This is a genomic window from Burkholderia sp. NFPP32, assembly GCF_900119325.1.
Lineage (GTDB): Bacteria > Pseudomonadota > Gammaproteobacteria > Burkholderiales > Burkholderiaceae > Burkholderia > Burkholderia pyrrocinia_C.
Genome location: NZ_FPJP01000013.1, coordinates 177,477 through 189,839, shown reverse-complemented (window position 1 = coordinate 189,839; position 12,363 = coordinate 177,477). Strand labels below are relative to the sequence as shown.

Genomic DNA, 12,363 nt, shown 5'->3' with positions numbered 1-12,363 from the left:
CGGGCTCCGCTCAACGTGCGATCGCGGGCTTCGCGAGCCATTCGCGGCCCTTGAGCATCGCCTTCCAGTAGAGCGGCGGCAGCACGCGTTCCTTGAGCAGCCACGCGAGCCGCGACGGGTGGCGGCCGTCGATCAGCCATGCGGGGAAGGTCGGCGCGACCTTGCCGCCGTACAGGAATTCGGCGAGCACGATCTTGCCGCGCTCGACGGTGAGCGGGCACGAGCCATAGCCGTCGTACGCGGCGTCGCCGTGCGCGCGGCCGAGCGATGCGAGCAGGTTGTGCGCGACGACGGGCGCCTGCTTGCGGGCGGCCGCGGCCGTCTTCGCATTGGTCGTGTTGGTGGCGTCGCCGAGCGCGTAGATGTCCGGAAAGTGCTTGTGCCGCAGTGTCGCCGGATCGACGTCGATCCAGCCGGCCGCGTCGGCGAGCGGGCTCGAACGCACGAAGTCGGGCGCCTTCTGCGGCGGCACGACGTGGATCATGTCGAACGAACGCACGACGGTTTCCTTGCCGCCGTCCGGCAGCGCACGCACGAACGTCGCGCGGCGCGCGGGCCCGTCGATCGCGACGAGGTTGTGGCCGAACGACAGCGCGATGTCATAGCTTTTCACGTACTCCATCAGCGCTGGCACGTAGTCGGCGACGCCGAACAGCGCGCCGCCTGCATTCAGGAACTCGACGTTCGCGGCCTCGAGGCGCCCCGCGCGCCGCCAGTGGTCGCACGACAGGTACATCGCCTTCTGCGGCGCGCCCGCGCACTTGATCGGCATCGGCGGCTGCGTGAAGAGTGCGTTGCCGCCGCGGAACGTACGAACGAGCTCCCACGTGTACGGCGCGAGATCGTAGCGGTAGTTCGACGTGACGCCGTTGCGGCCGAGCGTGTCGGCGAGGCCTTCGATCGCGTGCCAGTCCAGCTTGAGGCCCGGGCACACGACGAGCTTGCGGTAGCCGATGCGCCGGCAGCCGTCGAGCACGACGGTGTGCGCGTCGGGCTCGAAGCCGGCGACGGCGGCCTGGATCCGGTGCACGCCGCGCGGCAGCAAGTCGGTCATCCGGCGCGCGGTGGTCTCGGGCCGGAACACACCCGCGCCGACCATCGTCCAGCCCGGCTGGTAGTAATGGACGTCGGCCGGATCGATCACCGCGATGTCGAGCGACGCGTCGCGCGCGAGCAGGCTCGATGCGACGGCGATACCGGCCGCGCCCGCGCCGACGATCACGATGTCGTGCCGCGCATCGACGGCCGGCGCCGCCTGCCTGCCGCCTTGCGCGACGCGCGACGCGAGCGCGCGCAGGTCGTAACCGGCCGCATCGGCCGTCGCGACGATGTCGTTCAGCGGGCGCAGGCCCGCTTGCGACAGCGCCCACAGCGTGGCCGAGCGTGTGCCGCTGCGGCAGTATGCGAGCACCGGGCCATCGAGCGACGCGACGAGCGCGCCGAACTGCGCGGCCTGGTCGTCGGTCACCTTGCCCGTATCGACCGGCAGGTAATGCACGTCGATGCCGAGCGGCGCGGCGGCCGCGCGGATCTCGGTGACGGTCGGCTGGTCGGGGCCTTCGCCGTCGGGCCGGTTGCAGACGATCGCGCGGATGCCCGCCGCATGCAGCGCGGGCAGGTCGGCCGCCGCGATCTGCGGCGAGACCGACAGCGCGTCGGTCAGCTTGCGGATGGTGGTCATGTCGGGGTTCTCGGTTGGAGGGGGCGGCGGCGCTCAGATCGCGTCGAGCGGGATCTTCAGGTAGCGCACGCCATTGTTTTCGGGCTCCGGCAGATGGCCGGCGCGCATGTTGACCTGCACGGACGGCAGCATCAGCACCGGCATGTCGAGCGTCGCATCGCGCGCGGTGCGCATCGCGACGAAATCGTCCTCGGTCACGCCGTCTTTCACGTGCACGTTCGCGCGGCGCTGCTCGGCGACGGTCGTCACGAACTGCACGTCGCGGCCGCCCGGCTGGTAGTCGTGGCACAGGTACAGGCGCGTGTCGGGCGGCAGCGCGAGCACGCGGGAGATCGATCGGTACAGCGTACGCGCGTCGCCGCCGGGGAAGTCGCAGCGGGCCGTGCCGTAGTCGGGCATGAACAGCGTGTCGCCGACGAACGCCGCGCGCTGCGTCGCGTCGTCGACGCAGTAGGTCATGCATGCGGGCGTGTGGCCCGGCGTGTGCAGCGCGCGGATCGTCAGCGTGCCGAGCGCGAGCGTGTCGCCGTCGTCGACGAGCCGGTCGAACTGGCGGCCGTCCTCGGCGAAGCCGGGGCCCGCGTTGAACAGCGTGCCGAAGACGTGCTGCACGCGGCGCACGTGCGAACCGATCGCGATCCGGCCGCCAACCCGTGCCTTCAGGTACGGCGCGGCCGACAGGTGGTCGGCATGCACGTGCGTCTCCAGCAGCCAGTGCACGGTCGCGCCGAGTTCGGCGACGCGGGCGATCAACTGGTCGGCGCTGGCGGTGCGCGTGCGGCCGGATTTCGGGTCGTAGTCGAGCACGCTGTCGATCAGCGCGCACGCGCGGCTCGCCGTATCGAGCAGGAGATAGCTGACGGTGTGGGTCGCCGGGTCGAAAAAGCCTTCGACCGACAGCGTGGTGGCGTTGCTCACGGGGTGTCCTCGATCGGGTTCTGCATTTGCAATCGGGATCTCTAACTCAAGAACCGTGCCAACCGGTACCGCGGCGCCGGTCGATGGGCCAGTGACTTGATTCGGCTCGGGTTTTCGGCGCGGCCATGGCGCTGCGCGGGCGTGGGCGCCAGCCGGTCGAACATGTTGGCTGCCATATCTGGCAGTGTCGTGGCAGAATCGGCAGTCAGCCTGGCAGTCCGTCCGGCAGAACCGTCACCGAGCGTCCGCATGAATCCGCACGACACCATCCCGATCGTTCCCGCGCCGCGCCGCGATGTCACGCCCGACGTCCGCGCGCTCGTCGCCTATCTGGAGCAGGACCCGCAGCCGATGATCGTCGTCGATCCCGACTACCGCATCCTCGCGGCGAACGATGCGTACCGGCGCCAGTTCGGCGTGGCGGGCGTCGAGCACGTGGGCCGCCACTGCTTCCAGGTCTCGCATCACTACGACGTGCCGTGCGACCAGGCCGGCGAGCATTGCCCGATGAAGCAGGCGCTCGAATCGCGCGGGCTGAACCGCGTGCTGCACATCCACCACACGCCGCGCGGCCCCGAGCATGTCGACGTCGAGCTGCGGCCGATCTTCGATGCGGACGGCAACGTGATCGCGTATGTCGAGCGGCTGACGACGGTACGCAGCGCGTCCGCGCAGCCGAGCGCGGAAGGGCTCGTCGGCGGCGCCGACGCGTTCAACGCGGCGCTCGGTGCGCTGCAACGCGTCGCGCCGTCGCTGTTGCCGGTGCTGTTGCTCGGCGAGTCGGGCACCGGCAAGGAGCTGTTCGCCCGCGCGCTGCACGAGGCGAGCGATCGCGCGATGGGGCCGTTCGTCGTCGTCGATTGCTCGGGGATCGCCGAGACGCTGTTCGAGAGCGAACTGTTCGGCTATGAGAAGGGCGCGTTCACGGGCGCGAACCAGCGCAAGCCGGGCCTCGTCGAGACCGCGCAGGGCGGCACGCTGTTTCTCGACGAGATCGGCGACGTGCCGCTGCCGATGCAGGTGAAGCTGCTGCGGCTGATCGAGTCGGGCACGTTCCGGCGCGTCGGCGGCGTCGAGGCGCTGCGCGCGGATTTCCGGCTCGTCGCAGCCACGCACAAGCCGCTGCGCGAGATGATCGACGACGGCCGGTTCCGGCAGGACCTCTACTACCGGATCAGCGCGTTTCCGATTCCGCTGCCGGCACTGCGCGAACGGCAGGGCGACGTCGCGCTGCTCGCCGAATCGATCCTGCGGCGGATCGCAAACGCGCGCGCGAACGCGGGCGATGCGGGCGCGCGGCCGTTCGCGGCCCGGCCCTTCGTGCTGACCGAGCGCGCGCGTGCGTGCCTCGACGCGTATGCGTGGCCGGGCAACATCCGCGAACTGCGCAACGTGCTCGAACGCGCATGCCTGTTCGCGGACGACGGGACGATCCGGGTCGAGCATCTGCCGGCCGAGCTCGTGGCGGCATCGGCGGCGCAGCAGGATGGCGCGGGCGCGGCGGGTGCGCTGACGGATGCCGAACTGGTGCGGATCGCCGGCGAATTCACTGGCACGCGCAAGGCGCTCGCCGAGCGCACGGGGATGAGCGAGCGCACGTTGTACCGGCGGTTGAAGGCGCTCGGGCTGGGCACGCGCGGCGGGTGAGCGGGTGTTCCTACGTATCGATGACGAACATGCGCTGCTCAAGCAGGGGAAGGTCAAGGGCATCCGCGTTGCGTCGAGGCGATCTGCCGCTATCTCGATTGCCAGCCCGGCGACCTGCCCGCGTTCAGCGATGACGGGATGGGTGTACCGGAGTGACGTGTCGCGACGGCGGCTCGGCGTCTTGCGGGAAGGAGGCGCCTGCGCGGTCCGTGGCGGGCGGCATGCTGCCCGCACACGGACCGCCCGCGTCCGATTCGATCAGCGCGCCGGCACCAACTGCGCCATCGCCTCGCGGATGAAGCCGAGCAGCGTGTCGTCGACCCACGAGTCCTTCGTCAGCGCCGGCTCGTTCATCATCGCGTGACGGAATTTCGCGTGCGTGGCCGGATCGTGGCCCGCATAGCTGCAGAACAGGTCGAACCAGCGCTGCGCGAGCGCGCGGCCTTCCGGCGAATCGGGCGTCGCGCCCGCGTCGATCGCGTCGCGCACGTCGGCCATCAGTTGCGGCCATTCCATCGCGCGTTCGCCGTAGTGCGCCCGCATGAAGCGGATCTCGTCCGGCGCGAGATACTTCTCGAAGATCCGCATCTTCGTTTCGGCTGTCGCGCGCAGCACATAGTCGCGCAGCGTGGTCGAAATGCCGATCTTCGACTGCATCGCCGGTTCGCGCTCGTGCATCAGGTTCAACTTCGCCAGCAGCCGAGGGTCGTTGTTCGTGTCGCGCACGAGCAGCGCCATCCAGCGGCCGGCGAGCGCACGGGCGTGCTCGTCCTCGGGCGGCACGCCCGCGTCGTGCAGCGCGCGGACCTCGCCGACGAGCGCGATCCATTCCGCGTCGCCCGCCTGGCTCTTTCGGTACATCGGCATGCGCGCGAGTTCTTCCTCGGAAAAATATTTGTCGTACACGGTCATCAACTCCAGTGTGGTGAGCCAATCGGCCAGCTCCGGCTCCGTGCCGGCGGCGAGCTGCGCGTGCAGGCTCACGAGCCGCTCGCGCAGCTGCGCGGTTTGCGCAAGCTGACGGTCGAGCAGCGCGATCTGCTTCGCGACGAGATCGACGAGCGGGGTGCCGGGCTGGTTCAGGTAGTCGCCGATTTCGGTGAGCGACAGTCCGAAGCGACGCAGCGCCTGGATCTGGTGGAGTCGGGCGATGTCGTGGCGGTCGTACAGCCGGTAGCCGTTGTCGGCACGTGCCGAAGGCGTCAGCAGGCCGATCGCGTGATAGTGATGAAGCGTGCGGACGGTCAGCCCGCTGCGTTTCGCCAGTTCTCCCACTTTCAGCTGCATTCGTTCCTCCGTTCGGTACGCACACTGGAGTCTCGAACGTTACGCTACGTGAGGGTCAAGCGGAAGATCGGAAATCGGGCGTGCGACGGGTTGACCGCGCGCGCCCGATCGAAGGGCCGGCTTATTGCGGCGAAGGCGCGGTGTCGGGCTCGGCGGCGCGCGCTTCCTTGCCGGTTGTGTCGTCGCCGGCCGCCTTGCCGGATTTGCCGGACTGATCGGCCTTGTCGGCCGGCGGCGTGCCCATCGCCTGATAGAGTCGCGCGGTATCCGCGAACCGCGCGCCGGTCGCGCGGATCTCGTCGAGCCGCGCGTTGCGGTACTGTAGCTCGCTGGCGCGCGCGGCCGACGGCGGCAGCGCGCCGAGCCGCACGCGGGCGGCCGCGTCGTCGTACGCGCCGCGCGCGGACAGCGCGGCGCGCGACGACGCGTCGAGCGCCTCCGCATCGTGCTCGAGCGCCGCGAGCGAATCGGCGACGTTCTGGAACGCGCCGAGCACGGCCTGCTTGTACTGGTCGACCGCGGCCTCGTAGGTGGCCTTCGCCGCGCGGCGCTGCGCGAGCAGCGCGCCGCCGTGGAAGATCGGCTGGCTCAGCGACGCGCCGACGTTCCAGATCGCGCCGGCGCCCGACAGCATGGCCGGCCAGCTGAAGCCGCCTTTGCCCATCGCCGCCGACAGCGAAAGTTGCGGGAACAACTGTGCGGTCGCGACGCCCACTTCGGCAGCGGCCGCCTTCAGCCCCGCGTCGGCCGCCTGGATGTCCGGGCGGCTTTGCAGCAGGTCCGACGGCACGACGACGGGCACCTGTTCGGGCAGGTGCAGATCGGCGAGCGTGAGATCGGCCGGCGGCCGGTCGGGCGTGCGGCCGACCAGCACCGCGAGCGCATGGCGCGCCGAGTCGCGCTGCTGGCGCAGCGCGGGAAGGCTTGCCGCGAACGTATCGGCGCTTTGCCGCGCGTTCAGCGCGTCGCTGCGCGACGCCGAGCCGAGCGCGTAGCGGCGTTCGGCGTCGTGCGCCTGGTCGTTCGCGAGCGCGACGAGCCGCTCGGTCGTGTCGATCTGCGCGTTGAGCACCGATACCGTGATCGACGCGGTGACGATGTTCGCGGCCAGCGCGCGCCGCGCGGATTCGAGCTGGAACGCACTGACGTCGACGCGTTTCGCGAGCGCGCGGTTCGCGAAGCGCGAGACACCGAACAGGTCGACCGTGTAGCTCGCCTGAAGTTGCCCGACGAATGTGTCGTACAGCAGCGTCGGTGCGCCGAGCGCCGGAATCGGCACGCCGAGCGCACGCTGGCGCGTGGCTTGGCCGACCGCGTCGATCGACGGCAGCATCGAGCTGCCGATCTGCCCGCGCAACTGCTCGCGCGCGGCATCCAGCGAGTGCGACGCCGCACTGAGCGTCGGGCTGTTGCGCAGCCCTTCGTCGACGAGCGCGTTCAGCGCATCGGAACGGTACTGCTTCCACCAGTCGGGCACCGGCTGTGCGCCGACTTCGAACTGCTGCGCGACGCCTTGCGCGGACACGGTCTGCTCGACTTGCGGCGCGGCGCCGTAATGCGCGGGCGACGGCATCGCGGGCGGCTCGCCGCTCGGCGCGAACCACGCGCAGCCGGCCAGGGGCCCGACGAGGCTCGCGGCCGCGAGTGCGCGCACGGCTTGGGTTTTCAGGTTCATCGACACATCCATGGTCAGGCTCCCGACGGCGCGGACGGCGTGCTGCCGTCATGCGGCGGGCCGTCCTGCGGGTCGCGTTCGTCGCGCTTCACGCGGAACCACGTCGCGTACAGCGCAGGCAGGTAGAACAGCGTCAGCACGGTTGCGCTCGTGATGCCGCCCATCAGCGCGGTCGCCATCGGCCCGAAGAAGTTCGAGCGCAGCAGCGGGATCAGCGCGAGCACGGCGGCCGCGGCCGTCAGCGTGATCGGGCGGAAGCGCCGCACCGTCGCGCCGATGATCGCGTCGACGCGGCCGTGGCCGATCGCGATGTCCTGTTCGATCTGGTCGACGAGGATCACCGAGTTGCGCATGATGATCCCGAACATCGCGATCACGCCGAGCATCGCGACGAAGCCGAACGGCTGCCCGAACAGCAGCAGCGTGGCGACCACGCCGATCAGCCCGAGCGGCGCGGTCAGCACGACCATCAGCACGCGCGAGAAGCTCTGCAACTGGATCATCAGCAGCGTGAACACGGCGATCGCCATCAGCGGCATCTGCGCGTTGATCGAGTTCTGCGCCTTCGCGCTTTCCTCGACCGAGCCGCCGATGTTGATCTGATAGCCGACCGGCAACTGCGCGCGCAGCGCGTTCAGCTTCGCGTCGACCGCGTGCGTGACGTCGATGCCCTGTGCGCCGGCGCGCACGTCCGACTGCACGGTGATGGTCGGCTGGCGGTCGCGTTCCCACACGACGCCGTATTCGAGCGTCGGCTCGAAGCGGCCGAGCGAGCCGAGCGGCACCGGGCCGTTCGGCGTCGGCAGCCCGAGGCCCGCGAGCTTGGCCGGATCGACGCGGTCGGCCTGCGGTGCGCGCAGGTCGACCGCGATCAGCTTGTCGCGCTCGCGGTACTGCGTGACGGTTGTGCCGGACAGCGTCATCGCGAGGAAGCTCGACACGTCCTGCGACGTCACGTTCAGCTCGCGCGCCTTCTTCTGGTCGATCTCGAAGCGCACCGAGCGCTCGGCCGGCTCGTCCCAGTCGAACTGCACGTTGACCGTGCGCGCATCGCCGCGCATCGTCGCCGCGACCTTCTCGGCGATCGAGCGGACCGTCGCGATGCTGTCGCCGCTCACACGGAACTGCACCGGATAGCCGACCGGCGGCCCGTTCTCGAGCCGCGACAGACGCCAGCGCACGGCCGGGAACCGGTCGCGCAACGTGGTTTCGAGCCAGGTCGCGAGCTTCTCGCGATCCTCGACCGATTTCGCGGTGATCACGAACTGCGCGAAGTTCGGCAGTTGCAGCTGCTGGTCGAGCGGCAGGTAGAAGCGCGGCGCGCCGCTGCCGACGAAGTTCACCGAATGATCGATCTCGGGGCGCTTGTCGATCGCCTTCTCGAGGCGTTCGGTTTCGCGCAGCGTCGCCGCGAACGACGCGCCCTCGGGCAGCCGCAGGTCGACCAGCAGCTCGGGCCGGTCGGAACTCGGGAAGAACTGCTGCGGCACCAGCGAGAAACCCATCAGCGACACGACGAAGAGGGCGCCCGTGATCAGCAGCACGACGAAGCGCCGCTCGATGCACCAGTCGACCCAGCCGCGCAGCCGCCGATAGAAGCGCGTGTCGTAGATGTCGTGCTCGTGGTCGTCGGGCAGGTGCGCCTCGTGCGCCTGCCGCTTGCGCTCGGGCAGCATGTGGTAGCCGAGCAGCGGGATCAGCACGACGGCCGCGAACCACGACGCGATCAGCGCGATCGCCGACACCTCGAAGATCGAGCGCGTGTATTCGCCGGTGCTCGATTTCGCGAGCGCGATCGGCAGGAAGCCCGACACCGTGACGAGCGTGCCCGTCAGCATCGGGAACGCGGTGCTGGTGTACGCGAACGCGGCGGCGCGCGCGCGGCTGTAGCCCTGTTCGAGCTTCACGGCCATCATCTCGACCGCGATGATCGCGTCGTCGACGAGCAGCCCGAGCGCGAGCACGAGCGTGCCGAGCGACACCTTGTGCAGCCCGATGTCGAACAGGTACATGAACAGGGCCGTGACCGCGAGCACGACCGGAATCGAGATCACGACGACCATCCCGGTGCGCAGGCCGAGCGACACGAGGCTCACGACCAGCACGATCGCGACGGCTTCGGCGACCGCCTCGAGGAAGTCGTCGACCGAATGCGCGACCGCATGCGGCATGCTCGACACCTCGACCAGCTTGAGGCCGGCCGGCAAGCGCGCCTGCAGGCCCTTCGATTCGGCGTCGAGCGCCTTGCCTAGCCGGATCACGTCGCCGCCCGGCTGCATCGTCACGCCGATGCCGAGCACGGCTTTTCCGCCCGCGCGCATCTGGGTGACGACCGGATCGTCGTAGCCGCGCTTGACCGTCGCGAGATCGCCGAGCCGGAACGTGCGGCCGTTGATGCGGATCAGCGTATCGGCGATCGCGTCGACGTTGTCGAACTGGCCGCTCGGCCGCACGAACACGCGATCGTCGGCGGTCGTCAGCACGCCGGCCGACGAGATGTCGTTCTGCGCGTTGATCGCCTGCCCGAGCTGCTGCGGCGAGATGCCGAGGCGCGTGAGCTGCGCGTTGTTCACCTCGATGAAGATCCGCTGGTCGGGGTCGCCGAAATAGTCGACCTTGCCGACGCCCGGCACGCGCAGCAGCACGGTGCGCAGCTGGTCCGCGTAGTCGTGCAGCTGCGCGGGAGAGAAGCCGTCGCCTTCGAGCGTCCAGATGTTGGTGTAGACGTCGCCGAATTCGTCGTTGAAGAACGGGCCCTGCACGCCGGGCGGCAGCGTATAGCCGATGTCGCCGACTTTCTTGCGGATCTGGTACCAGGTCTCGGGCACGTCCTTCACGGGCGCCGAATCCTTCATCGTGAAGAAGATCAGCGATTCGCCGGGGCGCGAATAGCTGCGCAGGAAATCGATGGCCGGCGTTTCCTGCAGCTTGCGGCCGATCCGGTCGGTCACCTGTTCCTGCACCTGCCGCGCGCTCGCGCCGGGCCAGAACGTGCGGACCACCATCACGCGGAACGTGAACGGCGGGTCTTCGGACTGCGCGAGCCGCGTGTACGCGAGGATGCCCGCGAGCGTCGCGAGCGCGATCAGGTAGACGACGAGCGCCTGATGGCGCAGTGCCCACGCCGACAGGTTGAACCGGCCTTCTTCGCGGGGGGCGCTCACGATGCGAAGTCCTCCGGATGCAGCGGCGCGATCGGGCGCACCTTCTCGCCCGCGCTGACCGTATGCACGCCCTGCAGCACGACGCGCTCGCCCGGCTGCAGCCCGTGCGACACGGTGACGGTGCGCTCGTTGAAGCGCGCGACGTCGACGCGGCGCAATTCGAGCGTGTCGTCCTTCGTGCGCACGACCCACACGGCCGGCTGCGCGCCGTCGTGGAACAGCGCGGTCGCGGGCAGCGTGATCGGCTGCGCGTCGCCGGCGGCCGGCGCGCCGGCGAATGCGACGTTCGCGGTCATCCCGAGGCGGATCGCCGGATCGGGCGCGGCGAGCGTGAGCTTCACGCGATACGTGCGGCTTTGCGGATCGGCGGCCGGCGCGACTTCGCGCACCTTCGCCGCGAACTGGCGGCCCGGCAGCGACGGCAGCATGACGGTCGCCGCATGGCCGGGTGCGAGCGACGCGAGCGCGGCTTCGGGCACGTCGCTGACGACGTCCACGTCGCCGGACCACGCGAGCTGGTAGACGGCCTGGCCGGCCGACACGTTCTGGCCGGTGTCGGCCTGTTCGGCGGTGATGTAGCCGGCATGATCGGCGACGAGCGTCGCGTAGCGGAGCTGGTTCTTCGCGAGCGCGAGCTGCTGCTGTGCCTGGTCGCGCTGCGCGAGCGCCGACGTGTAGCTGTTCTGGGTCTGCTCGAGCTGCGCGGTCGCGATCAGGTTTTCGTGCGCCTGCGCGCGGTCGCGGTCGAGCTGCTGCTTCGCGAACGCGAGGGTGTGCGTCGCGGCATCGAGCTGCGCCTGCGCGCTTGCGGCGTTTTTCTCGACGTCGGACGGATCGAGCAGCGCGACGACCTGGCCGACCTTGACCGTATCGCCGAGCCGCACCTTGCGCTCGACGATCTTGCCGGCGATGCGGAACGACAGCGGCGTCGCGTAGCGCGGCTGGATTTCGCCGGGCAGCGTGCGCGCGACCGCGGCGGCATCGGCATGCGCGGGCAGCGCGACGGCGGGGCGCGGCGCGGGCGGCGCGGATTCTTTCGGATGACAGGCGGCGACGAAGAGCGCGACGCCGATCAGCAGCGCGGCGCGGGAACCGGAGCGATTCACGAAACCCCCAGGGGAGATGGAGCGGAACGAAGCCGGCAAGCGCGACGGGCGCTTGCCCCAAGCGGCGCCGGCAGCGGCGCGCGGACAACAATTTCAGAAACTGTGGCGGATTCTAATACACACCTGTATCTGAGTGCAAAGATGAATCCGAAAGGGGAATGGTGCTAGACTGCGCGCCATGAAACCACAGCGCTTAACTCGCGAGCAGAGCAGGGACCAGACGCGCGAACGTCTGCTGAAAGCCGCGCATCGCATTTTTCTGAAGAAAGGCTATGTGGCTGCGAGCGTCGAGGACATCGCGGCCGCGGCCGGCTATACGCGCGGCGCGTTCTACTCGAATTTCCGCAGCAAGTCGGACCTGCTGCTGGAGTTGCTGGAGCGCAACCATGAGGCGGTGCGGGCCGATTTCGAGGCGATCTTCGACGAGGGCGGGACGCGCGAACAGATGGAGTCGATGACGCTCGCGCATTACCGGACGCTGTTCCGCGACGACGAATTCTCGCTGCTGTGGGGCGAGGCGAAGCTGCAGGCCGCGCGCGACGCGAAATTCCGGGTGCGCTTCAACCAGTTCCTGCATGGCAAGCGGCTGCAGATGGCCGAATTCATCCAGCGCTTCGCCGAGCGCTCGGGCACGCCGCTGCTGCTGCCGGCCGAGACGCTCGCGTTCGGGCTGATGTGCCTGTGCGACGGCGTGCAGTCGTACTACACGGCCGATCCGCAGCACGTGCCGGCCGACGTGGCCGAATCGGTGCTCGCGGGGTTCTTCGCGCGGGTCGTGCTGGGGCGCGCGCCGGACTGAGCGGGGAAGCGGGTTCGCGGGCGCCGTGTTCGTCCGCGGCAGGCCGGATGTGATGAAGCGGTGCGGTGCGACGCGAGCCGCGTCGT

At 69.7% G+C, this 12,363-nt stretch carries 8 protein-coding genes and 1 pseudogene; 3 read left to right on the top strand and 6 right to left on the bottom strand.

Annotation, left to right across the window (positions count from 1 at the left end; all coding sequences use genetic code 11):
- Window positions 1-10: 10 nt before the first annotated feature.
- Together BT264_RS23600 and BT264_RS23595 are read right to left on the bottom strand one after the other, a co-directional pair.
- Window positions 11-1,681 (bottom strand): bifunctional protein tyrosine phosphatase family protein/NAD(P)/FAD-dependent oxidoreductase, encoded by a 1,671-nt coding sequence (locus BT264_RS23600; protein WP_072441270.1) that lies wholly within the window; start codon window positions 1,679-1,681, stop codon window positions 11-13.
- Window positions 1,682-1,714: 33 nt separating this feature from the next.
- Window positions 1,715-2,599 carry an MBL fold metallo-hydrolase gene (locus tag BT264_RS23595; protein ID WP_072441266.1) on the bottom strand — a complete coding sequence of 295 codons (885 nt, stop codon included), beginning with the start codon at window positions 2,597-2,599 and terminating at the stop codon, window positions 1,715-1,717.
- 249 nt (window positions 2,600-2,848) lie between these two features.
- Between BT264_RS23595 and BT264_RS23590 the strand changes: the two genes are divergently transcribed.
- The gene (locus tag BT264_RS23590; protein ID WP_072441263.1) at window positions 2,849-4,246 is read left to right on the top strand and encodes a sigma-54 interaction domain-containing protein; all 1,398 of its coding nucleotides are present in this window, start codon (window positions 2,849-2,851) and stop codon (window positions 4,244-4,246) included.
- 31 nt (window positions 4,247-4,277) lie between these two features.
- A pseudogene (locus tag BT264_RS23585) lies at window positions 4,278-4,402 on the top strand (helix-turn-helix domain-containing protein); the annotation flags it as partial.
- A 102-nt stretch (window positions 4,403-4,504) separates the two neighbouring features.
- On the opposite strand, the gene BT264_RS23580 reads toward BT264_RS23585, so the two are convergent.
- The 4 genes from BT264_RS23580 to BT264_RS23565 all read right to left on the bottom strand — a co-directional run bounded on the left by BT264_RS23580 (window position 4,505) and on the right by BT264_RS23565 (window position 11,478).
- Window positions 4,505-5,533, bottom strand: coding sequence for a MerR family transcriptional regulator (locus tag BT264_RS23580; protein WP_072441262.1), 1,029 nt, complete (start codon window positions 5,531-5,533; stop codon window positions 4,505-4,507).
- Between the two features lie 121 nt (window positions 5,534-5,654).
- Window positions 5,655-7,220, bottom strand: coding sequence for an efflux transporter outer membrane subunit (locus tag BT264_RS23575; RefSeq protein WP_072441259.1), 1,566 nt, complete (start codon window positions 7,218-7,220; stop codon window positions 5,655-5,657).
- Between the two features lie 2 nt (window positions 7,221-7,222).
- Window positions 7,223-10,372, bottom strand: coding sequence for an efflux RND transporter permease subunit (locus BT264_RS23570; protein WP_072441256.1), 3,150 nt, complete (start codon window positions 10,370-10,372; stop codon window positions 7,223-7,225).
- A complete protein-coding gene (locus BT264_RS23565) occupies window positions 10,369-11,478 on the bottom strand; it encodes an efflux RND transporter periplasmic adaptor subunit (RefSeq protein WP_072441253.1) in 1,110 nt (369 codons plus the stop codon). The genes BT264_RS23570 and BT264_RS23565 overlap by 4 nt, the downstream gene beginning before the upstream one ends.
- A 178-nt stretch (window positions 11,479-11,656) precedes the next feature.
- On the opposite strand from BT264_RS23565, the gene BT264_RS23560 reads away from it, so the two are divergent.
- Window positions 11,657-12,277, top strand: a complete 621-nt coding sequence (locus BT264_RS23560) for a TetR/AcrR family transcriptional regulator (protein WP_034181360.1) — start codon at window positions 11,657-11,659, stop codon at window positions 12,275-12,277.
- Window positions 12,278-12,363: the final 86 nt, after the last annotated feature.